The sequence below is a fragment of the Bacillus sp. LR--39 genome (genome assembly GCF_053613335.1).
In genome coordinates, this window is sequence record NZ_JBSIOT010000001.1 from 1,562,919 (window position 1) to 1,585,563 (window position 22,645).

Consider the following 22,645-nt stretch of genomic DNA (forward strand, 5'->3'; position numbering starts at 1 on the left):
GGAAAAGAGCAAAAAGGAGGGTGATGAAACTGCTGACATATCAAGTGAAACAAGGAGAAACCATCTCAAGCATTGCGCAAGACTTCAGAATAAGCACTGCTGCTCTCCTTCAGGCAAATCCCTCAATCCAATCGGCCATATACGCGGGACAGCATATTATCATACCGAATCTTCCCGATCCATCCACCATTCCCTACTCCATCATCGTGTATATCGGAGCGAAGAAACTGGAGTTATACCGCCTTGGCAGGCTCATCCGTACGTACCCCATCGCAGTCGGAAAAATATTGACGACCACGCCGACCGGAGAATTTTACATCGTGAACCGCCAGCCTAAGCCCGGCGGCCCGTTCGGCGCTTATTGGCTCAGCCTCTCTAAAATTCATTACGGCATTCACGGAACAAATAATCCTTCCTCCATCGGCAAAGCGGTATCAAAAGGATGCATCCGGATGTATAATCAGGACGTCACTGAACTTGCCGCTACCGTTCCTAATGGAACAAGGGTGACTATTATAAGATAGAAAGATCTTATTTGTTAATGGAACGAGCTGATGATAATATATTACAGTGGGACCTTTAGGGTAAGGAGCGTGTTTATGGATATATTTAAAAATCGCAATTTTGTCCGTCTCTTTTTCGCAGCACTCGCTTCTCAAATGGGAACGACTGTAGGTAATATGGCTTTTGCTTTTTACTTGCTGGACCATTTTTCAAACCAGCCGGCATACACGACTTTGGCTGAGCTGATGTATTCACTGCCGACAGTTTTCGTATTTCTGATTGTCGGTGTCGCAGCTGACCGGCTTGACAGGAAAAAGGTCGCAGAGAATTGTGACTGGATCAGAGCCGGACTGACGATCGTATTGTTTGCCGCATTATACACCGGGAGCATCCCTCTCGTGTTCTGTATTTTGTTCATCAGAAGCGCCGTGACCAAGTTCTTTTTCCCGGCGGAAGCCAGCCTTGTACAAGCTATTCTGCCTAAGGAGCATTACGCGAAAGCGGCGGGACTTAACCAGATCCTGTTCAGCATCTTCATGGTATTCGGCGTCGGTATAGGCGCGTTTATGTATAAAACGATCGGTATTCACGGAGCCATTATCCTTGATTTTGTCAGCTTTATTGTATCAGGCTTTCTGATCCGCGCCTGCCGCATTCCGAAAGAAGCCCGTCAGCCGAATGGCCCTTTTAAATGGGGAGATTCGTTTCTGAAAGACTCGGTCGCTGATTTTAAGGAAGGGATCGTATATATTGTTAAAAACAAATTGCTTGCTTCCCTTATTTTCGGCTTTTTTATCTTTGGTTTTGTCAACGGCGGCTTTGCCGTACTGCCGATGTTTACGATGAAATACGGACTTGCGCCTGATCATTACGAATCACATACTTCCATCTTCACCGTCGCACTCGGCTTCGGCCTGCTTGCAGGAAGTGTAATCGGAACGATGATCGCAAAAAAAGTCAAACCGCATCATTTGATGTCGATTCCTATTTTGGCAGCCGGACTGCTCATTTTTGTCCTCGGCTATACGGATAAGCTGTGGATTTATTATGCGGCGGCTTTCGTCCTCGGCATGTGCATCGGTCCTGTCAATATCGCCATCGGCGGCTGGATGCCGAAAATCGTTCATCCGAAAATAATGGGCCGGGTCAGCGGCTGGCAGGATCCTTTTATGATGTTTGCCCAATCGATTACACTCGGACTGGTCGCCCTGTTATTTCCGAAATTCGTTACCAATATTGATTACCTTTATTACGGCATGGGAATCGTGATTTTAGCGGTATTTGTGTTCTATTTTATCGCTCTTCCGAAATACAGCGCCGAGGCAGCAGAGGTCGATGTGCAGCAATCATTAAAGGCTGATTCCGAAAAACATGCGAATCCTGTCTAATAAAGGAAAAAGATGCGCCCTTTTCATCAGAAAAAGGCGTATTTTTATAATCAATATTTGCATTTCAACGCTAAAAAAGTATAATCTATATATGAACTTGATCAATGCAAAGGAGAGAAATAATGGACGACCACGCTTATTCGAAAGAGCTGCAGCCAACCATCGAGAATCTTTCAAAAGCTGTTTATACTGTGAACCGCCATGCAAAAACCGCCCCCAACCCTAAATACCTTTATCTGCTGAAAAAACGGGCATTACAAAAGCTTGTGAAAGAAGGCAAAGGGAAAAAAATAGGGCTTCACTTTTCAAATAATCCCAGGTTTAGCCAACAGCAGTCAGACGTACTTATCTCTATCGGAGACTACTATTTTCACATGCCTCCAACAAAAGAAGACTTCCAGCATCTTCCGCATTTAGGTACGTTAAATCAATCGTACCGCAATCCTAAAGCACAAATGTCTTTGACAAAAGCGAAAAATGTATTGCAAAAATATGTGGGCTTAAAGGAAAAACCGCTTGCCGCCAACAGGCAGCAGCCCGCTTATCATAAACCCGTATTTAAAAAACTTGGTGAGAGTTATTTTTAATTCCGCCGCAAAAAAGCCGATGCGTCATGCATCGGCTTTTTTCTATTCAATCACGTACGTATCCACTTTTTTAATGAGCTCGCTGATTTCAGGCTTGCTGATCTGTTCATCCGCTCCGACTACTTCGCCCCGGTGGCGCAGGTCGTCCGTAATCAGGGACGAGAAAATCATAATCGGCACATCAGAGCTTTGCGGGTTATCCTTAAGGAGCTTCGTCAAACGATGCCCGTCCATTTTCGGCATCTCAATGTCACTGATAATCATGTCAATATGGTCTGACAGGTTTTCTCCGTTATCCGTCAGTTCCACGACGTAATCATACGCTTCTTTTCCGTTTTCAAACGTAACGATTTCACTGTACCCCGCCTCAGTCAGCTCATCCGTCAAAAGACGCATCAGAAGCGGCGAATCTTCAACGATGATCAGTTTTTTACCCGCCCGTCTTTCATCAAATCCTTCCTGATGGACATGATAAGTCTCAACTCCGGATGCCGATTCAATATCGTAAATGATCTTTTCATAATCAGGCAGAAAGATCATCGTGTCTTCCAGTTTGATGATTCCCGTTAAATGCCGCTCCATGCCCTGGTTCAGGGAAGTCGGCTTTTCAATCGCCTCCCAGGACACCCTGTGGATTTGTGAAACGGAACCGACGTGAAAGACGATTTTCCGTTTGTTGAATTCCGTTACGATATATTTATCGTCTTTTGCTCCTTCGGCATCAACGCCGAAAAAGGAATACAGACTGATGACGGGAAGAATTTCGCCTCTCAGCTTAATCATCCCTTCTACGTCTTTATGAGACTGAGGCACAGATGTAACATCTACCGGCTGAATGATTTCCCGGACTTTCATCACATTTATGCCAAATGTATTGACGCCTACTTCAAATTTGACGATTTCTAATTCGTTTGTGCCTGAATCCAATAAAATATCGTATTGTTGTAAAGACAATTCAATCCCTCGCTATCCGCATTCAGTATTGTACTGTATATATCGGCTGGAAACGGAAAAAGTGAATGTATTCGGTCCAACTGGCCATGAACTCTTTATAAAAAAATGCTTTTTTCTGATATCCCATTGACTTTTTGACATCGAGTGGTAAAATAGTCAAGGATTTTTCAGGAAGAAGGGTGTAATAAATGGGTACAGTAGTCATATTCGACCAAGATCAAATGACAGTGTTAGAAGATATCAGCAAAACGGCTTACCTGCAAATGAAAAAAGAGGCGAAAGAGCGTCCCGACAAGCCCGCTCCATACATCTTATGGCGGGAAGACGTCAGCTTTGAATACGGGTATTAATGACATTCGCCACATATCACAATAGATAGATCATGATACAATGAAGACAATCATTTCAGCTGGTTGTCTTATTTTTTTCTGAAAGAAGGTATGTTTTCACATATCGGACATATACTCGGGATAGTTCAATAAAAAGATGACAAATGCTCAGCTAGTGGTAAAATAGGATAAACTCAATATATAGTATAAGGTGATGAATTATGGAACATTTGCTTAATCCGAATGTAAAAGAAATTGAAATTTCAGGAATTCGCAAATTCTCAAATCTTGTAGCTCAGCACGACAATGTCATTTCGCTTACGATCGGTCAGCCGGATTTCTTCACGCCGCACCATGTCAAAGCGGCTGCCAAAAAGGCAATCGACGAGAACGCAACGGCGTATACTCCGAACGCGGGCGGACTTGAGCTGAGACAGGCCGTACAGCTTTATATGAAGAAAAAAGCTGACTTGAATTATGAAGCTGAAACTGAAATCATCGTCACAACCGGGGCAAGCCAAGCGATTGACGCGTCTTTGCGGACGATTTTATCTCCAGGCGATGAAGTTATTCTCCCCGGACCGATATATCCGGGCTACGAACCGATCATCCGCATGTCGGGCGCCGTTCCGGTCCATGTGGATACGACGACACACGGATTTAAGCTGACGGCGCGGCTCATTGAAGAATCGCTGACACCAAAAACAAAATGCGTCATTCTTCCTTATCCGTCAAACCCGACCGGAGTGACATTGTCTGAGGAAGAGCTGCAAAACATCGCAGCCGTCATGAAGGGCAGAAATGTTTTTGTCCTGTCTGATGAGATTTACAGCGAATTAACCTATGACAGACCGCATTATTCGATCGCGTCTTATTTGAGAGACCAGACGATCGTCATCAACGGCCTGTCAAAATCACACAGCATGACGGGCTGGAGAATCGGTTTCATTTTCGCACCGAAAGAAATTGCCAAGCACATCTTAAAAGTTCACCAATACAGTGTGACATGCGCGTCTTCAATCTCTCAGAAAGCGGCTCTTGAAGCGGTGACAAACGGTGTTGATGATGCGCTTATTATGAGAGAACAGTATAAAAAGCGGCTTGACTATGTATATGACCGTCTAGTTTCAATGGGGCTTGACGTCGTAAAGCCGTCAGGCGCATTTTATATCTTCCCTTCCATTAAGTCATTCGGAATGTCATCGTTTGATTTTAGTATGGCTCTTTTAGAGGATGCAGGTGTGGCTCTTGTGCCCGGCAGCTCGTTTTCAAAGTTGGGTGAAGGGTATGTGAGGCTGTCATTCGCATATTCACTGGATACATTGAGAGAAGGCTTGGACCGGCTGGAAGCATTTATTTTAAAAACGAGAGAATCCATGCAGACTATTTAAACAACGGCATAACGCCGTTGTTTTTTATTGTTTCGGGAATGTAATATGAAAGGCCGTGCCTCTATCCGGTTTGCTGTCTACTTGGATGGCTCCCTGATGGTTTTTAATAAGGTTGAATGTGACCATCAGCCCCAGGCCGGTTCCTTTTTCTTTCGTTGTCAAAAACGGTTCGCCTATTCGTTTCAGCACGTTTTCCGGTATCCCGTCACCCTCGTCTTTCACCGTCACATTAACGGAATACTCATCTTCTGTCATAAGAATGTGAACCGTTCCCCCATCCGGCATCGACTCAACGGCATTTTTAATCAGATTGATAAACACCTGTTTCAGCTGATTTTGATCACCGTTAATATACATGCTGTCATGTTCATAATCCGTTTTGATAAAAATCCCTTTAAGATTTGCCTGCGTCTCTAAAAGAGCGGTCACTTCACTTATAATTTTCTTTAAGTTTACACGCTCTTTCACGGCGTTTTGCTGAGGTTTGGCAAGCATTAAAAGCTCACTTAAAATTAATTCGATTCTGCTCAGTTCAGAAAACACAATTTCAAAGTAATGTTCGTTTTCCCCCATCGTCGGCTTCATGAGCTGTAAAAATCCTTTGATCGCCGTCAGCGGATTGCGGATTTCGTGAGCGATTCCCGCCGCCAGCTGCCCTGCGATAGACAGCTTCTCCGACTTCAGCATTAATTCCTCCGTCTGCTTCCGCTCAGAAATATCACGCAGAATGACCTGCATGGCCGTTTCTCCGAAAAACGTCGTCGGAATGCAGACCATTTCCGTGTAGATCAGCCGGTTTTTAAAGGTAAACCACGATTGCTTAATAATTTCTGACTCGGTCTTTCGGTTGATAATATTTTGGATCCGCTGTTTCACGCCGTCATGATCACAGGGATGAAGCTGATCATAGACGTTTTTCCCAATTAAATCTTCATATGTTTCAGCCTCAAACAGCGAAATGCCCGACTCATTCATGAATACCCATTTATCATTGTGAATCACGGCGATCGTGTCAATTGAATTCTGAATGAGGAGCTGATAACGTTCTCTGCTTTTTTGCAGAATCGTTTGGAATTTTTTCCGTGAAGAAATATCAATCAGAAGCAGCAATTCCGCCCGCTGATTTTTATATGTCGTCGGTGCCGCCTTTACTTCTAAATGAACGGGCGTGCCGTCGAGCCTTCTCCACGTCTGTTCGATCATTCCGACTTCCATTCCTTTTTGCATCCGCACAATTCGGTTTTTCACAATGTCGTGATACTCTTCTTCAATAAACTCATAAGAGCGCCTGCCGATTACCTCGTCTTTGCTTTCGGCTCCCAGCATGGCAAGCATCGCGTTGTTGGCGTAGGCGATTGTGCCGTTGATGCTGACATATAAAGGATTCGGCAGCATTTCGACAAGACGCTCGAATTCGCCGTTTCCAGCCGCATCTTCCGACTGTTGTTCTGCCTTTTGCTTCTTTTGTTCATACATATAAGGCCGGCGGGGCGTCTTCTCCTCAAGCACCTTGATTTTGAGGATGATTTCCCGATCCGTCCCCTCCATTTGCGGTGTGACAATTTCCACACCCGCTTCAAGCCATACGATGGTATGATCTTTTTTAATAAGACGAAAGGTGCAAGGCATCAAATGATGCTCATTATAGAAGTAACTTTCAACCAAAAATTGATCTTCTTCATGCAGGAACGTTTTGAGAAATGACCCGATCATCTCTTCCTGAGAATAACTGAAGTACGATTTGCAGTTTGCAGAAATATACATAATACGCCCGTTAGACGTCAAAACGGCATGAAGATCGGTTTTCGATTGAAACTGTTTGACATGCTGAGTATCCTGTTCCACAGAATCCCTCCTTTGCATTATACTCGCACTGCAGGCTGGACACGGACTGATATAAAAAGAAATTCCACTAGATTGATTCGCTAAAAAATGAGCATTCTCCTTCTATTCTTATTGTGAACGTCAATTTTCCTGAATGAAAGAAAGGGCGCACGAGATGTTCGGCCGCCCTTTCATTTGTTATTTTTTATTGTATTTCTTTTCAAGTTCTTTGTAAGCGTCAATTGCTCCTTTGGCAATGTTTTTGCTGACATGATCGTGATCATCTTGAACAGTCGGTACGACGACGCTGAATGCCACTCGTGGATGTTCTGACGGATAGTAACCGACAAAGGTCAGGTTATAAGTGTCTTTCCCCCACCAGTTTTTGTTCGTGCCGTAATAGCGCGTCTGCGCGGTTCCCGTTTTTCCGGAAACATCAGCGCCGGACCCCTGGAATGTTGAATAAGCCGTTCCTTGAGGTGAGCTTGTAACCAATTTCATCCCTTTATGAACTTGGTCAAAATCGCTCGGGCTGTTATTTACTTTGTTCAAAATTTTACTATCTCGCTGTTCAATCGCTTTTCCAATCTTGTTTTTGCTGTCCGGTTCATGAATGCTTGTGACGATCCGCGGCTGGACGCGATACCCGCCGTTTGCGATGGCTGAAATATATTGAGCCATTTGAAGCGGCGTATACGTATCAAACTGTCCGATCGCAAAGTCCAGCAGCAATCCCCCGACCATTTGCGGATTCGACTGCATGCCTGCTGATTCCTGGGGAAGATCAATCCCGGTTTTCACACCCAGGCCGAATTGAGCGTAGTAGTTGCGCATTTTTTTAATATCGTCTAATCCGGCCGGCAGCGTGCCGTGCGGGACGTAGGTAATGCCCGCGATATTCATGGCCACATGAAACATATATACGTTTGAACTTCTTTGCAGCGCGGTCAGCTCAGTAATGGCTCCCATTTGTGTCCACGATTTTTTTTTCGTGTCGCCTTTAAATACAAGCGGTGCATCGACAAACGTTTTATAATGCGGGAGGCCGCTTTGGTAACCTGCGAGAACAGTCGCTCCTTTAACAGAAGAGCCCATCTCATATTGGGTCGTAAATGCTCCGATCGCAAAATCCTGTGTTTTATTTGTTTCGAGATCGATGCGTTTCCCCGCCATTGAGAGAATATCCCCGTTGTTCGGGTCCATCATGACGGCAAATCCTCTGTCAACCATATAGTTGCCTGCGGCGCGGCTTCTTCTCAGCTCTTTTTCAATGACTTTTTCGACTTTCGACTGTAATTCCATATCGAGCGAGAGTTGCAGATCGTAGCCTCTGCTGCCTTCATCGACGGGCTTTTGGCTGACGACCTCACCTTTGCTGTTTTCCACATACTCTACTTTTTCTTTATGCGCGTTTAAATAGTCCTCATACTGATATTCGATGTAGCTTTTTCCCACCCGGTCATTCAGTGAGTAGCCTCTTGTGACATAGTAATCTTTCCGTTCGCCCAACAATCCCTGTTCCGGTGTCGTCACACCGCCGAACAGAGAGTACAGCGTTTTGTCGTATGGATATTTTCGCGTCCAGTCATTGATCACGTCAATGCCGGGGAGCTCTTTCAGGTGCTCGGATACGACGGAAACTTCTTCATATGTCAGGTCGCTTTTTGGTTTTTGCTTGTTGTTGTCATGCTCGTCAAGCAGTGAACCGCTGTTTCCGTTTCCGTTCAGCTTATTCGGGTCCATTGATTTGACGACTTGCGGCTGATAGGCGTTGCCGCTTGAAAAACGCGTATAAATCGCCGCGATTTCCAGCTCTTTTTTATTTTGTTTGATCGCATCAATCTCCTGCTTCGGGACGCGTTCAATCTGGCGTTTGTACACTTCTTGCGGCTTCAGGCTGTTTTCTGAGTCCTTCATAAGCTTTTCCGCCTTCTTTGGATGTGCGGCAAGCCAGTAATCAATGATATTTCGATCCTTCATAAATTCAGTATCAATATGAATCAGTGCGGCGAGATTTTTTGCCGTTTTCAATTTGTCCTTTGCCGAGGTTTTTGAGGTAGAAACGTATACAATTTCAGGCACAGCCTGGTTATCAACCGCCACTCTGTTCCGCTTGTCATACATTTTTCCCCGCGGTGTCGGATAATAGGCGGTTTTTGCATTTGCCTTCTCCGCATCCTGGCGGTGTTTATCCCCTTCGACAATCTGGACGATGCCGAGTTTAAAAATCAGTGCCGTAAAGAGAAGAAAAACAATCAAAAAATAGAGATTCATTCTCAGCGCTCTGTAACGTTTCGTTTTTTTCTTTGGTTCGCGCGCAACTTCAGCCACTTTCTGTTACACCTCTCAAATCATTGAATATATTTACATAAACAGATTTTAATTGTAACATTTTTGTAAAAGTTGTTACAGCGAAAACGGGTAAAAAAAACTGTCAAGATCAAATTATCTTAAAATATATCTAACACTTCAAATAATTTGAAGAGATGTAACGGATTTTAAAAAATAAATACAGATCGTTTTTCCCGGTATAGAGCCATTTTTCTGCGCTCAATTACAATTATGACAAGAGTTTGTTGTCAAAGGAAATGGCTGCCTGCATTATGACAAAAAAGCTGTGATAAGATTTTTCATGTAGAAAAAAACTTCTCTGGGAGGCTATTATCTTATGAAAAAAGCATTTCTCTTATCTGCCGCCGCGGCAGTCAGTTTGATTACATTCGGAGGCATTCAGCAGGCATCTGCAAAAGAGCTGTCATGCCAGCACGTCGTTACTGTGAAAAAAGGAAACACCGTACAGCATCTGACTCTTCAAGAGGCTGTTGAAAAACTACATATGAAAACGAGCGTGAAAAAGCTGAACGTTAAAAATGAGAAAGAACTGACTCAGCTGCTGCAAAAACACGCAAAGCATTCTGACATGACAGTTAAAAATGTTCAAAAAGAAACACCGGCAAAAACGGCTCCGACAGCTGCCGAAAAACCGAAAGCCGATCAAAACCAGACGGCTGACAATGCAAAGCAGACAGATAACACAAACAACAGCAGCGAGAAAACTCCTTCATCAGTCAGTGCGTACGAAAAGAAAGTCGTTGAATTAACAAATGCAGAGAGACAAAAGCAAGGCTTAAAACCTCTGCAGATTGATGAAAAATTAAGCAAATCAGCTCACGCAAAATCACAAGATATGAAAGACAAAAACTATTTCGATCACCAAAGCCCTACTTACGGCTCACCTTTCGATATGATGAAGTCTTTCGGAATCACTTATAAAACTGCCGGTGAAAATATCGCCAAAGGACAGCCGACTCCTGAAGCTGTCGTTAAAGCTTGGATGAACAGTGAAGGCCACAGAAAGAACATCATGAATCCTGAGTTCACTCAAATCGGTGTCGGTTACGTAGAATCAGGAAACATCTGGACACAGCAATTCATCGGAAAATAAATAATAAAAAAGATTGCCCCTGCGGGCAATCTTTTTTATTTCACCCAAAGCTTATAAATACTTTGAGTTCCGCTGTTTTCTTCACCTTGCGCGGAAAGCTTGTCGTATAATGATTTGGCAAGCGCCAATCCGGGCATCTCTTCTCCCATGAGCTCCGCTTCTTCTAGGGCGATGCCCATGTCTTTAATAAAGTGTTTCACGTAGAATCCCGGCGCAAAATCGCCTTTCAGCATACGGGGGGCGAGATTTGACAATGACCAGCTGCCAGCCGCTCCGGTTGTAATGCTTTTCAGCACTTGTTCCGGGTTCAGACCGGATTTTTCAGCATAAGCCATCGCTTCAGCCACTCCGACCATTCCCGTTGCAATCGCGATCTGATTGCACATTTTCGTATGCTGGCCGCTGCCAGCCGGCCCTTGATACTGAATGTTTTCCCCCATAACGGAGAAAAGCGGCAGGCATGCTTCAAACGCTTCTTTTTCTCCTCCGGCCATAATGGCAAGCGTTCCGTTCCTCGCGCCGATGTCTCCGCCGGAAACGGGTGCATCCAAGGCGTGAATGGACTTTTCTTTGGCTTTCTCCGCTATCTTCTTCGCCAGAGACGGTTTTGATGTCGTCATGTCAATGACAAACGCCCCTTCTTTTGCGTGGCGGAGAATGCCGTTTTCGCCGAGATAGATTTCCTCGACATCACTCGGGTAGCCGACCATGGTAATAATAATGTCAGCTTTCTCTGAAAGGTCTTTGACCGTCTCCTGCCAGACCGCTCCCTTATTCAGAATCTCTTCCGCTTTTTGTTTCGTCCGCGTGTAGACTAAAACAGGATAGCCCGCTTCTAAAATGTGCGATGCCATACTGTTTCCCATGACGCCCAAACCGATAAATCCGACCGTTTTGTTCACTGCGCTTTCCTCCCCTGATGCGATTCATAGTATTTATTCTTTCATGTCTATATTACCATATTATAGGCTGATAGAGACCGCATTACAAAGTGAATTTAGAAATGGCGCTGATCAGATCTTCGCTCGCGCTCTTTAACATATCAGTCGATTGCTTCACTTTTTCAAGCGTAACGAGCTGTTCATCAGTAGAAGCATTCACTTCTTCCGCCGCTGCCGCAGATTCTTGAGAAATGGCGGAGATGCTTTGAATCGCTTCTTGAATTGCGGCTTGTTCTTCACTCATTTTTTGAATGTCATTGTAAATATGATCTATACCTTGAACGAGAGACTGCATTTCCGTCGTAATCAGATTGAGAACCTCACCCGTTTCATGAATGGCGCTGTTTTGTTCATCATTCATTCTGCTTGCCTCAATCATCGCGTGTGACGCTTCTTTTGTCTCAGATTGAATCAGACGGACCGTTTCACTGATATGGCCGGAAGAAAGAGCTGATTGCTCAGCAAGCTTGCGGACTTCTTCAGCGACGACGGCAAAGCCCCGGCCGCTTTCTCCCGCTCTTGCGGCTTCAATGCTCGCATTCAGCGCCAAGAGGTTCGTCTGGTCTGAAATGGCGGATATTGCCGTCACGACTTCTTCTATGTTTTTCGTTTGTTCTTCCAGGTCATTCAGCATTGCCTCTACTTTTTTCGTTTCTGAATTGGCTTCGTTTGACTTCATCAGCAGCTGCCCGAGCGCGTCCAATCCTTTGTAGCTGGCATCCTCTGAAGATTTTGAGAGTTGTTTTATGCTGCCTGCGCGATCTGCGATTCCTTTTATTTTGACCGAGAGATTTTCTGATTTTTCGTTGATCGTCTCAACCTCTGACGCTTGCTCTGTCGCTCCGGCGGCGACTTCCTCTATCGCTTTTGCGATTTGTCCGCTCGTTTCATTTGTTTCTTGTGAAATGACGGTTAATTGGTCAGATGTATCGGACACATTTTCCGAAGAGGTCTTGACCTGTTCGACCATCTCTTTCATATTTTCAACCATTTGGTTAAAGTCTTTTGTTAACTCGCCTACTTCATCTTTTGATTTCGTCTGGGCGCGGACGGTTAAATCTCCCGCTGAGACTGAATTTGTTTTGGCGATCAGCTGCTGAATCGGCCCGGTTATCGTTTTTGCTAGGAAATAACTGAGTCCGATCGTAATCACAAGGGCGATCAGTGACATAAAAATGCTCACCGTGTTCATTTTATCGGCTACTCCCATCAGCTGATCTTTTTCAAACTGCGTTCCGACTTTCCACCCTGTTTCTTTTACCGTTTGGTAGACGACCATGTTCCCCTGCAGCTCTTTGACACCTTCTTTATCCGCAGTGATGTCTTTTAACGTCTGATCTTCCGAAATATTTTTCCCCTGTTTTTCCGGATGCGCCAGTAGAGAACCGTTTTCATCCGCTAAAAAGGCAAATCCTTCATACGGGACCTTTTGCTCGTTGACCATGCTCTGAATGGAGGACAGCTTCAGATCTAAGCTCGCCACTCCGACGACGGTTCCGCTGTTTTGAATGGCTTTTGACGCCGTCACGATCATGTCTCCCGTCACTGCATCTTTATAAGGGTCAGTCCAGACAACCTTATCGGGTTTTTCAGCCGCCATCTTATACCACGTTCTATTTGTCGGATCATAGTCTTTGGCAAAATCGGCCTTTGGATATGTAAACATTTGTTTGTTTGCGGTTCCGACATACGCAAGCGCGACATATTTGTCATTCTGTCCGATCTGCTTTAACTCATCGTTAAAAAGCAGCGCGGTTTCTTTCTTCCCATCTGATAAAAAAGACCGGGACAATTCACCGCCTGCTAATCTCAATAATACGGTCTCATCATTTTTCAGCTGAAGCTCAATGTTCTGACCGAGTGAATTGGTGACATTCTCTGTCGTACGTTTTGCTTCCTCCGTCATCATCGGCTTTAATGTCAAATATGAAGAAACCGTTAAAAAAACAACCGTTACGATAAGCATCGCCGATACAAACACAGCAATTTTGATGTGCATTTTTTTAAACATAACCATCCCCTCCTGAGAGTTATATCGGTCTTTCGGCCAAGAAAATGAATAAACCTTGAAATAAATATCAAACATTTCCGTCCTTTGGCGCAGCAAAAAAAAAGAGCCGTCATGTCGACAGCTCCGCCTTACGTAAAATATTCGATTTTCGCTTTCGGAAAATAGGTTTCGATATAAGATTCGAGTGTTTCCCTTAAGTCATGTTCTTCGTCTTTTTGGTATATATACTTGCCGATTCCGTAGCGTCCCCATTTGTATCTGCGCTTCTCTTCATCAAGCTCAAGCTTTGTTTTCGGATAGTTCTTCTCAATCACCCGTTTGGCCGGTTTTGTAAAACGGTGCTGGATCAGTTCAAATGTGATGTCATGCCGAACGTCTTCATCAAGCGCCGCGTCAAGTTTCTCAAACAGTTCCTTATAGCCTTCCTCCCAGCCATCGTGAATATAAATCGGCGCCACGATGAAACCGAGCGGATAGCCCGCTTTAGCGACTTTGACGGCGGCTTCTATCCGTTTGTCGAGCGGAGAAGTTCCCGGTTCAAAGTTTTTAATGACATAGTCCGCATTGATGCTGAATCTGAACCTTGTCTTTCCGTTATGTTTTGCGTCAAGCAAATGATCGACGTGGTGAAATTTAGTCACGAATCTGAGCTGTCCCAATTCGCTTTGTCCGAAATGTTCAATGGCTCTTTTTAATGTATGTGTCAGATGATCAATTCCGACGATATCAGATGTACAAGAGGCTTCAAATCTTGTAAATTCCGGCGCCCGTTCTTTCATATACTCATCAGCCTGATCCAGAATCTCTTCCACATTGACATATGTCCGGATGTAAGGCTTTGACCCCATCGTCGTCTGCAGGTAGCAATAGTGGCAATGCCCCATACAGCCCGTCGCAAACGGAATGGCATATTCGGCGGACGGCTTTGAAGAATCGAATTTCAGTGTTTTCCGGACGCCGATTACCAATGTTGATTTCGCGTTCCGGTATTGCTGCAAGTGATTTTTCCCCGGAATATTCCGGACTTGATTATGCGATGTCGTTTCTCTGATCTCAAGCCCCATGTTTTCAAACTTATTCTTCAGCTCTTGTCCTAACGGGTATTCGAGCGCTCTCGGTTCAATATAAACAAGCTGGGGCACAAACGGCTTCAGCATAGACAGACACTCCCTTTACATATTCTCATGTTGTTACTTTCCGTTTAAAAGAGAGTGAATATGCGTTGTAAACATTTCCTTTGATCAATGATACCGGTCTTCTTCAAAAAGCTCGCTGTAAAGCGCTTCCGCTTCCTCATATGTCGAAAAGACCGCGTCATCTTCGGCCAGCGGATGATAGGTTTCGTATAAAAACAGAGACAGTTCTCCCTCATGATACGGGTGATGGACGATCTCCGCCTCTTTAATATGGGCAACATTGGCGGCATGCGGATTGCGGTAAATCACATAGACCGTATCCCCCGCTGCAAATGATTTTGTCATGATAATCCCTCCTGTTGAAAGTTATTGTTCCCCCCTTTTTTCCGAATATGAAAAAAACCAGACGGCTTACACCGTCTGGCTGTTGTATTACTTATTGAATGTTTCTTTAACGAATGCGACAACCTCTTCTGTCGTGCTCATAGACAAGATTGTTTCTTTGAATGATTCAGCTTCTTTTTTAGAAAGCTTGCTGATCTGCGTTCTTGCCGGAAGGATGGATGTAGCGCTCATCGAGAACTCATCTAAGCCTAAGCCGAGAAGAATCGGAATCGCAATTTCGTCTCCCGCCATTTCTCCGCACATGCCGACCCATTTGCCCTCTTTGTGAGCGGCTTCAATAACAAGGGTGATCAGACGGAGAATCGCCGGATTGTATGGCTGATACAGATAAGCTACGCGCTCGTTCATGCGGTCAGCAGCCATCGTGTATTGGATCAAGTCATTTGTTCCGATACTGAAGAAGTCAACTTCTGCGGCAAACTGATCTGCGATAACGGCTGTAGACGGAATCTCTACCATCATACCGACTTCAATATCGTCAGAAACCGCTACGCCGGCTTCGACGAGTTTTTCTTTTTCTTCGAGAAGAATCGCTTTCGCCTGTTTAAACTCGTTTACTGTCGCAATCATCGGGAACATGATTTTTAAGTTTCCGTATGTACTTGCACGAAGCAGCGCACGAAGCTGAGTTCTGAAGATTTCTTGCTCTTCAAGGCAAAGGCGGATGGCTCTGTAGCCTAAGAACGGGTTCATTTCTTTAGGGAGCTGCAGGTAAGGAAGCTCTTTGTCGCCGCCGATATCCAATGTCCGAACGACAACTGATTTTCCTTCCATACGCTCAAGAACCGTTTTATAAGCGTCAAACTGCTCGTCTTCCGTCGGAAGCTGGTCGCGTCCCATGTAAAGGAATTCCGTACGGTAAAGCCCTACAGCTTCTCCTCCGTTTTCAAGAACGCCTTTTACATCATCCGGGGTGCCGATGTTTGCGGCAAGCTCTACATGATGGCCGTCTTTTGAAACAGTCGGTTCATTGACGAGCTTCGCCCACTCAGCTTTTTGCGCCAGGTAAGCACTGTGCTTTTCTTCATATTTCTTTAACGTTTCACTGGAAGGATCGATGATTACATCACCATCGATGCCGTCTACGATTACCGTAACACCGTTTTCAATTGTCCCTGTAGCCGCTTTTGTGCCGACGACAGCCGGAATTTCAAGCGAACGGGCCATGATCGCGGAGTGTGAAGTGCGTCCGCCGATATCAGTTGTAAAACCTTTTACAAACTGGCGGTTTAATTGCGCCGTATCAGACGGTGTCAAATCTTCAGCCACGATAACAACCTCTTCTGAGATCATGCTCGGGTTCGGAATTTCCACGCCCAGCAGGTGCCCCGTCACACGTTTTGTTACGTCACGGATATCCGCCGCACGCTCTTTCATGTATTCGTTATCCATTGATTCAAACATAGTAACGAACATGGAAGCTGTTTCTTTCAAAGCGAATTCAGCATTGACTGAATCTGCGCTGATTTTCTCCTTTACCGGGTTCAACAGCTCAGGATCACTCAGAACTAAAAGGTGCGCGGAGAAAATGTCAGCTTTGTCTTGTCCCAGTTCTTTTAAAGCATGCTCTTTAATTTTTTCAAGCTCTTCTTTAGAACGTACAATCGCTTCATCAAAACGGCTTACTTCAGCCGCAGCATCAGCAATGTTTTTCTTTTCAACCGTTAAGTCCGGCTCTTCAAGCCGGTATGCTTTCGCAATCGCAATTCCGGCTGAAGCGCCTATTCCTTTTAATTCTTGCATTACTCGCCGAGTCCTTCGCTTTTCATTGTTTCTTCTAAAGCGTTAAGAGCATCGTTTTCGTCAGCGCCTGAAGCGGAAATTGTGATTTCAGCGCCTTTAGCAATACCTAGAGACATAACGCCCATGATTGACTTAAGGTTTACTGTTTTGCCGTTATATTCTAAGTTTACGTCAGCATCGTATTTGCTTGCAGTCTGTACAAGAACTGTCGCAGGACGAGCGTGGATTCCGGAATCTGCTGTTACTTTAAATGTTTTTTGTGCCATGATTATCATTCTCCTTTAAATTAAAGCTATTTTACTACACAATATTATATCATACAGCCGTACTTGTCATCTGACAAGCACGGCGTATTTATATGCTTATTTTCCGATTTTCACAATATCTTTTTGTTCCCGTTTTACGGTACCTTCGGCCGAAAGGGAAATCGCTTCACCCTCGGCAAGATTTGTAAAGACAATCGGTGTCATTAATGAAGGAACATGAGGTTTAACCGCTTCAAGATCAACTTCAAGCAGCTTTTGCCCCGGTTCAACCCGGTCACCCTCAGAAACAAAAGAAGTGAATCCTTCGCCTTTCAGGCTGACTGTGTCGATTCCGAAATGAATCAGGATCTCTCTTCCGCCGTCAGACTGAAGGCCGATCGCATGTTTTGTCGGGAAAACATTCAGCACTTTTCCGCGGACAGGCGATACGACGATTCCTTCTTCAGGAAGAATCGCAAAACCGTCACCCATCATTTTTCCTGAGAACACCTGGTCAGGCACATCGGTAATCGGATGGATTTCGCCGGTGATCGGAGAAGCGAACACTTCTTCACCCTGCTCGTTTCGGAGCGGATCTGCGATAACCTCTTCAACCTGCTGGCTGACTTCTTCTTGCGCGGATACTTTCGGTTCAGGTCGCGGCGTGCGTCCGGCGATAATATCCTGCATCTGTGTTTTTAAACCGTCAGAACGCGGGCCGAAAATGGCCTGAATGTTGTTTCCGACTTCAAGAACGCCTGAGGCGCCAAGCTGTTTCAAACGAGTCTTATCCACTTTCTTCTGGTCGTTGACCGTAACGCGGAGTCTCGTGATACAAGCGTCAAGGTGCTTAATGTTTTCCTGATCACCCATTGCCTGCAGGATTTCATAAGGAAGGTCGCCGGCTTCGCCTGAGGCGCCCGCACCTTCATCCGCAGCCTCTTCTTCACGGCCCGGCGTTTTCAGATTGAACTTTCTGATCGCAAACCGGAAACCGAAGTAGTAAATGACGGCTAATCCTAAGCCGACCGGAATGACAAGCCACCAAGCCGTCCGGTTAGGCAGAATTCCGAACAGGAAGTAGTCAATCAGACCGCCTGAGAACGTCATACCGATTTTTACATGCAGCAGCTGCATGACCATAAAGGAAAGTCCCGCGAATACGCAGTGAATCGCAAACAGGATAGGAGCCACAAACAAGAATGAGAATTCAAGCGGCTCGGTAATTCCCGTTAAGAAACTTGTCAGAGCGGCAGAACCCATGATTCCGGCTACAAGTTTTTTCTTTTCAGGCTTCGCTTCATGATAGATTGCAAGCGCTGCCGCCGGAAGACCGAACATCATAAACGGATATTTCCCCGTCATAAATGTTCCCGCCGTCAGCTGTACGCCGTCTTTGATCTGAGCCATGAAAATCCGCTGATCTCCGCGGATGATGTCTCCTGCGGCATCTTTATAACTGAAAAATTCATACCAGAACGGCGAGTAGAAAATGTGATGAAGACCGAACGGAATCAATGACCGCTCAATCATCCCGAAAATAAAGGCCGCCAAGGTTGGATTCGCTTCCACAAGACCCGTGGAGAAGGAATTCAGACCGTGCTGGATCGGAGGCCAGATCACTAACATAATAAGACCGAGAATTAATGCGGAAATTGATGTGATAATCGGGACGAACCGCTTACCCGCAAAGAATCCGAGGTACTGCGGAAGTTCAATTTTATAAAACTTGTTAAACAATAACGCGGCCAGAACCCCGACGATAATACCGCCGAACACGCCCGTCGCCAAAGTGGGTATCCCCAGCATGTTAATATAGGCCGGATGGTTTTCCGCAAAAAACTTTGCCCGTTCAATTTTGTCAGACGGAATACTGCCGTTTGCCATAAGCACGGCGCTCATGGATACGTTCATGACCAAGTATCCGATAATAGCCGCGATTCCGGCAACACCGTCTCCGTTGGCAAGACCGATCGCAACCCCTACTGCAAAAAGAAGCGGCAGGTTGTCAAATACGATTTGGCCGGCGCTTTCCATGACGTTCGCCACAAGCTGAACGTTATCATTGCTTAAGAAATGCATGACTTGAATCATATCTTTGTTCTGCATGGCATTCCCTAACGCAAGCAAGATCCCCGCAGCCGGTAAAATCGCAACCGGAAGCATAAGAGCACGGCCGATTTTCTGGAGAACGCCGAATAATGCTTTAAACATAAAAGATGTACCTCCTCTGTTAGCTAGTGTGACCTTACAGCGAAAATTCATGACAACGAATTCACTGGCGCAAGTCTTCAGTTTAACCGTTTACATTTGCCCTTTTACACAACAAAAAAGGCATGAGTAAAAAGGGTGTGCAAAATAACGGGATCGTTCTTCCCGTTTTTTACCCTCAATCACTCATGCCTGATCGAATCAGTGACACGTTTTTAAGGTTTCAACTGAAATTATGAAATTTTATTGGTTAATCGGTACAAATGAAGCGTGAGATAAACCGCTTCCGCCTCATGAACTGGTTTTTTCAGTATTTGCTGCAAGATTTTTATCAGTTTCCAAGCAGTATTGTAGCATAGCGGGTATTCATTTTTCAATAATAACATTAACTTTTCTGGTTCTTTTGTCTGCTCTTCCCGATTAATCCTGTCTATGGTAAATCTGATATGCCGGATCAGCCGCAAATAGTGGACGCTTTCTTTATTCACTTTCATCTGGAAAGATTCCTCAATCACCTGAACGAGCCGGGACATCAGCTGTGAATGCTGATTGACCTCTGAAAGGGGCCGATTACTCAAGGCGGAGTGGATATGCAGAGCGATAAAGCCGATCTCTCCTTCCGGAAGGCAGATTCCCGTCTTTTCATTAATCATGCCGACGACTTCACGGGCAATTTGGAATTCTTCCGGATAAAGCGTTTCGGTTTCCATGAGAAACGGGTTTTTAATGTCAAAACCCTGCTGCAGCCGCTTTACCGCAAAGGCGATATGGTCAGTCAGCGCAATATGGATGTGCTCATTTAACGGTTGGCTTGTCCGCTTCTTGATATGATAAATGACGTCATTGGAGATGTCGACAAGTGTCTCGTCCACATAACCGAGGAGCTTTTTAAATTGTTTTTGTTCTTTTTCATCCTTTAAGATGAACATCTTGTCATACCCTTTATCTTCAATGACATCCGCTTGTTTTTTTCCAAAGCCGATCCCTTTTCCGATTAAGACGACCTCATTGTATCTATCATGTGTTGCGATGAGCACATTGTTATTTAATACCTTTTCAACTGTAAAGGACCCCTTCATGATCCTCAGCTCCTTTGTCATTCAATACATCATATCGTACAAAACGAACGGAAAGCGCGTCAATTCTTTTTTTAGACGGTTGATCGTTCAATAAGGCGGTAATCAAGAACTTTCCTTGCCGGAGGCCCGCCGCTGATCCGGTTCTCAAGCATGTGAAAAGCCTGCTTTCCCATTTCTTTTGTTTGTATATCTATTGTAGAAATACCTAACATCTTGCTGATATCATGATTGTCGATGCTCAAAATCGCAAGCTCTTCCGGGATGCGTGTCCCATTTGCCTTGGCTTCAAGGTAAAGACCTGCGGATACTTGATCATTCGCCGCAAACAGCGCAGTCGGTTTGTCATCCCAGCTCTTCCATCTATGAAAAAGGGCTTTCCCGTCAAGCAGCGTCAGCGCCTTTTCCACAACCAGCTCTTCCCTGTAAGGCTGTCCGATCTTCTTGAGCGCCTCTTTGTACGCGGCGATGCGGACTTGACTGTTTTTTCCCTTTTTTCTGGCCAGGCTGATCGCTATTTTCCGGTGTCCCTTTTCTATCAGATAATCCAGACCGTGCCGAAATGCTTCCCGATGCGGATTACTGATGGAGGAAAGCCCTGCCGCATCAGTGTACTGGCAGAGGATGAGCGGTTCTTTCACGGTAAGCAGATGCTCATCAGGAATTGCTTTGGAGCAGATAATCAGGCCGTCCACTTGGCGCTCCTGTAATTGTGATAAAGCAAAACGTTCTTTTTGCTGCTGATAATCTGTCTGGTATAAAGAAAGATGCACGCCTGACGCTTCGGCAGCCTCGGCAATACCTGCAACAAGGTCTGCAAAATACGGAAGATTCACCGACGGAAGCACAACGCCGATCATATCGGAAAAACCTTTGGATAAATGCACAGCATGAATGTTGCGCGTATATCCGAGCGATTGCATCGCTTTTTTCACTCTTTCTCTTTTGTCCTTACTTACATAAGGATGATCGTTTAACACTCTTGATACCGTTGTAACGGAAACCCCGGCAGCGCCGGCAATGTCTCTGATCGTAGCCATGGCGTCCCCCCTTTCTTTTTTTCCCTTGATCTGGAATGCGTTTCATACAGTAAGCTAGAAACAGATACATCCTATTCGTTTGAAAGGAGAAGAACAGCGATGGGGATTCTTTGCTTAATCGGTTTGTGTCTGGCCATAGTCGGCGGCAGTTACCTTGCCATGCGGCCCCTGAATGAAAAGCATGACATCAAACCATTTCAGCATTTTGATGATTTTTTCATTTAAAAGGTGATAAAAAAGGACGCTGCCTTCCAGAACCGTCCTTTTTTATCACAAAGCTTTCTATTTCAGAATCGTTAATTCTTTCGGATACTGCGTTAATGCTTCGGCGCCGTCTTTTGTGACGAACACATCGTCTTCAATGCGCACGCCGCCGACATCCGGCACGTAAATCCCCGGTTCTATCGTGTAGACCATGCCTTCTTTGAGGAGTGTGTTGTTCGCGCTGCTCATTGATGGATATTCGTGAACCGAAATCCCGAGTCCGTGGCCGAGGCGGTGCGGGAAATAGTCTCCGTATCCGGCTTTTTCAATAATGCCGCGGGCTTTTAAATCAAGGTCGCCGATTCTGACACCCGGTTTGCTTAATTGAAGCGCCGCCTGTTCAGCTTTAAGCACCGTTTCGTAAATCTCTTCCTGCTTCGGGCTGATTGATTGGTATGCGAATGTTCTCGTAATGTCTGAACAGTAGCCGTCAAGAATAACGCCCAGATCAAACAGAACGAAATCGCCTTTTTTCAACCGGTCTGCACCCGGATTCCCATGGGGCTGACCTGATTTTTCTCCGAACAGCACCATCGTTGAAAATGACATGCCCTGCACACCTTTTTTCTTCAGCTCAAACTCAATCTGCGCAAGTACTTCCGTTTCACTCACACCCTCTTTAAGCGCCGCGACACCGACTTCAACTCCGTAATCCGCGAGTTTTGCCGCTTCCCTGAGAATGCTGATTTCCTTCTCATCTTTCACGAGACGGAATTGGTTGAGCGTTTCTTCTGCCGAAACAAATGCCGCGCCCCCTGAAGCTTGTTTGAGCTGTTCTGAACGGGAAAGAGAGATCGAATCCTTTTCAACCGCGATGGAATCAAGCCGCACATTTCGTTTTGTGAGCTCGGCTTTGATCAGCTCCCACGGATCTTCGTGATCGCCGTAGCCGATAATACCATGCTCCCACCCGGCGCTGCGGGCTTGTCCGGCTTCCATTCCCGGACAAACGAAAAACGGCTCCTGTTCCTGAAACAGGAACAATCCCATTAACCGCTCATGCGGATCCGTGTAAAAATCAGTTAAATAAAATACGTTTTCCTTTGTATGTATAAATGCCGCATCATGTCCTTCTTTTTTCAGCCAAGATGAAACACGTTCTAATCTGTTCATTTTTTGCTTTTCCTCCTTACCAAAGTGACTCTTTATTC

19 protein-coding genes and 1 pseudogene are annotated in these 22,645 nt (G+C 45.3%); 7 read left to right on the plus strand and 13 right to left on the minus strand.

All coding sequences use genetic code 11. The annotated features are described in order from the left end of the window. Positions 1-29 precede the first annotated feature (29 nt). The 3 genes from ACWHAR_RS07300 (at position 30) to ACWHAR_RS07310 (ending at position 2,479) form a co-directional block, all read left to right on the plus strand. Positions 30-524: a L,D-transpeptidase family protein gene (locus ACWHAR_RS07300; protein WP_087920795.1), complete on the plus strand. Its 495-nt coding sequence runs from the start codon at positions 30-32 to the stop codon at positions 522-524. A 75-nt stretch (positions 525-599) separates the two neighbouring features. Continuing rightward, a complete protein-coding gene (locus ACWHAR_RS07305) occupies positions 600-1,892 on the plus strand; it encodes an MFS transporter (RefSeq protein ID WP_007611093.1) in 1,293 nt (430 codons plus the stop codon). Positions 1,893-2,014: 122 nt separating this feature from the next. Beyond that, positions 2,015-2,479, plus strand: a complete 465-nt coding sequence (locus ACWHAR_RS07310) for a YkyB family protein (protein ID WP_003154622.1) — start codon at positions 2,015-2,017, stop codon at positions 2,477-2,479. 42 nt (positions 2,480-2,521) lie between these two features. Here the strand turns inward: ACWHAR_RS07310 and cheV are convergent, their stop codons facing one another. Further along, entirely contained in the window at positions 2,522-3,433 is a 912-nt protein-coding gene (gene cheV / locus ACWHAR_RS07315) for a chemotaxis protein CheV (protein ID WP_014417604.1), read from the minus strand. A 188-nt stretch (positions 3,434-3,621) separates the two neighbouring features. Between cheV and ACWHAR_RS07320 the strand changes: the two genes are divergently transcribed. Both ACWHAR_RS07320 and ACWHAR_RS07325 read left to right on the plus strand, forming a co-directional pair. Beyond that, positions 3,622-3,783 carry a hypothetical protein gene (locus ACWHAR_RS07320; RefSeq protein ID WP_007409608.1) on the plus strand — a complete coding sequence of 54 codons (162 nt, stop codon included), beginning with the start codon at positions 3,622-3,624 and terminating at the stop codon, positions 3,781-3,783. Between the two features lie 200 nt (positions 3,784-3,983). After that, a pseudogene (locus ACWHAR_RS07325) lies at positions 3,984-5,197 on the plus strand (aminotransferase A). On the opposite strand, the gene ACWHAR_RS07330 reads toward ACWHAR_RS07325, so the two are convergent. Further along, positions 5,178-6,998: a PAS domain-containing protein gene (locus ACWHAR_RS07330; RefSeq protein ID WP_032874722.1), complete on the minus strand. Its 1,821-nt coding sequence runs from the start codon at positions 6,996-6,998 to the stop codon at positions 5,178-5,180. The pseudogene ACWHAR_RS07325 and the gene ACWHAR_RS07330 sit on opposite strands and share 20 nt — an antisense overlap. Before the next feature lie 177 nt (positions 6,999-7,175). Further along, positions 7,176-9,308: a peptidoglycan D,D-transpeptidase FtsI family protein gene (locus ACWHAR_RS07335; protein WP_032874720.1), complete on the minus strand. Its 2,133-nt coding sequence runs from the start codon at positions 9,306-9,308 to the stop codon at positions 7,176-7,178. 337 nt (positions 9,309-9,645) lie between these two features. Between ACWHAR_RS07335 and ACWHAR_RS07340 the strand changes: the two genes are divergently transcribed. Beyond that, positions 9,646-10,422 (plus strand): CAP domain-containing protein, encoded by a 777-nt coding sequence (locus ACWHAR_RS07340; protein WP_032874718.1) that lies wholly within the window; start codon positions 9,646-9,648, stop codon positions 10,420-10,422. Between the two features lie 35 nt (positions 10,423-10,457). Here ACWHAR_RS07340 and ACWHAR_RS07345 read toward each other — a convergent pair whose 3' ends face one another. From ACWHAR_RS07345 to ACWHAR_RS07385, 9 genes are all read right to left on the minus strand, one after another. Then, on the minus strand, positions 10,458-11,324 hold the full coding sequence (locus ACWHAR_RS07345) for an NAD(P)-dependent oxidoreductase (protein WP_032874716.1): 867 nt from the start codon (positions 11,322-11,324) through the stop codon (positions 10,458-10,460). A gap of 82 nt (positions 11,325-11,406) precedes the next feature. After that, positions 11,407-13,374, minus strand: a complete 1,968-nt coding sequence (locus ACWHAR_RS07350; RefSeq protein ID WP_032874715.1) for a methyl-accepting chemotaxis protein — start codon at positions 13,372-13,374, stop codon at positions 11,407-11,409. A gap of 128 nt (positions 13,375-13,502) precedes the next feature. Beyond that, complete coding sequence (splB, locus tag ACWHAR_RS07355; protein ID WP_007611071.1) at positions 13,503-14,531, minus strand: spore photoproduct lyase; 1,029 nt, start codon at positions 14,529-14,531, stop codon at positions 13,503-13,505. An 84-nt stretch (positions 14,532-14,615) separates the two neighbouring features. Continuing rightward, positions 14,616-14,855, minus strand: a complete 240-nt coding sequence (locus ACWHAR_RS07360) for a transcriptional regulator SplA domain-containing protein (protein WP_003154646.1) — start codon at positions 14,853-14,855, stop codon at positions 14,616-14,618. 87 nt (positions 14,856-14,942) lie between these two features. Then, complete coding sequence (gene ptsP / locus ACWHAR_RS07365) at positions 14,943-16,658, minus strand: phosphoenolpyruvate--protein phosphotransferase (protein ID WP_007611069.1); 1,716 nt, start codon at positions 16,656-16,658, stop codon at positions 14,943-14,945. After that, entirely contained in the window at positions 16,658-16,924 is a 267-nt protein-coding gene (locus ACWHAR_RS07370) for a phosphocarrier protein HPr (protein WP_003154654.1), read from the minus strand. The genes ptsP and ACWHAR_RS07370 overlap by 1 nt, the downstream gene beginning before the upstream one ends. 96 nt (positions 16,925-17,020) lie before the next feature. Beyond that, positions 17,021-19,117, minus strand: coding sequence for a glucose-specific PTS transporter subunit IIBC (ptsG, locus tag ACWHAR_RS07375; protein WP_003154656.1), 2,097 nt, complete (start codon positions 19,115-19,117; stop codon positions 17,021-17,023). Positions 19,118-19,347: 230 nt separating this feature from the next. Further along, positions 19,348-20,214, minus strand: a complete 867-nt coding sequence (glcT, locus tag ACWHAR_RS07380; protein ID WP_007611051.1) for a glucose PTS transporter transcription antiterminator GlcT — start codon at positions 20,212-20,214, stop codon at positions 19,348-19,350. Between the two features lie 50 nt (positions 20,215-20,264). Further along, positions 20,265-21,230, minus strand: a complete 966-nt coding sequence (locus ACWHAR_RS07385) for a LacI family DNA-binding transcriptional regulator (RefSeq protein ID WP_015417354.1) — start codon at positions 21,228-21,230, stop codon at positions 20,265-20,267. 99 nt (positions 21,231-21,329) lie between these two features. On the opposite strand from ACWHAR_RS07385, the gene ACWHAR_RS07390 reads away from it, so the two are divergent. After that, positions 21,330-21,455 (plus strand): hypothetical protein, encoded by a 126-nt coding sequence (locus tag ACWHAR_RS07390; protein ID WP_014721086.1) that lies wholly within the window; start codon positions 21,330-21,332, stop codon positions 21,453-21,455. Between the two features lie 57 nt (positions 21,456-21,512). Here ACWHAR_RS07390 and ACWHAR_RS07395 read toward each other — a convergent pair whose 3' ends face one another. Then, positions 21,513-22,607: a M24 family metallopeptidase gene (locus ACWHAR_RS07395; protein ID WP_017417665.1), complete on the minus strand. Its 1,095-nt coding sequence runs from the start codon at positions 22,605-22,607 to the stop codon at positions 21,513-21,515. Positions 22,608-22,645 lie beyond the last annotated feature (38 nt).

Coding starts and splice junctions, on each gene's coding strand:
- ACWHAR_RS07305 (WP_007611093.1), top strand. CDS start 600: ATGGATATATTTAAAAATCGCAATTTTGTCCGTCTCTTTTTCGCAGCA.
- ACWHAR_RS07310 (WP_003154622.1), top strand. CDS start 2,015: ATGGACGACCACGCTTATTCGAAAGAGCTGCAGCCAACCATCGAGAAT.
- ACWHAR_RS07320 (WP_007409608.1), top strand. CDS start 3,622: ATGGGTACAGTAGTCATATTCGACCAAGATCAAATGACAGTGTTAGAA.
- ACWHAR_RS07340 (WP_032874718.1), top strand. CDS start 9,646: ATGAAAAAAGCATTTCTCTTATCTGCCGCCGCGGCAGTCAGTTTGATT.
- ACWHAR_RS07350 (WP_032874715.1), bottom strand. CDS start 13,374: ATGTTTAAAAAAATGCACATCAAAATTGCTGTGTTTGTATCGGCGATG.
- splB (WP_007611071.1), bottom strand. CDS start 14,531: ATGCTGAAGCCGTTTGTGCCCCAGCTTGTTTATATTGAACCGAGAGCG.
- ACWHAR_RS07360 (WP_003154646.1), bottom strand. CDS start 14,855: ATGACAAAATCATTTGCAGCGGGGGATACGGTCTATGTGATTTACCGC.
- ptsP (WP_007611069.1), bottom strand. CDS start 16,658: ATGCAAGAATTAAAAGGAATAGGCGCTTCAGCCGGAATTGCGATTGCG.
- ACWHAR_RS07370 (WP_003154654.1), bottom strand. CDS start 16,924: ATGGCACAAAAAACATTTAAAGTAACAGCAGATTCCGGAATCCACGCT.
- ptsG (WP_003154656.1), bottom strand. CDS start 19,117: ATGTTTAAAGCATTATTCGGCGTTCTCCAGAAAATCGGCCGTGCTCTT.
- glcT (WP_007611051.1), bottom strand. CDS start 20,214: ATGACAAAGGAGCTGAGGATCATGAAGGGGTCCTTTACAGTTGAAAAG.
- ACWHAR_RS07385 (WP_015417354.1), bottom strand. CDS start 21,230: ATGGCTACGATCAGAGACATTGCCGGCGCTGCCGGGGTTTCCGTTACA.
- ACWHAR_RS07390 (WP_014721086.1), top strand. CDS start 21,330: ATGGGGATTCTTTGCTTAATCGGTTTGTGTCTGGCCATAGTCGGCGGC.
- ACWHAR_RS07395 (WP_017417665.1), bottom strand. CDS start 22,607: ATGAACAGATTAGAACGTGTTTCATCTTGGCTGAAAAAAGAAGGACAT.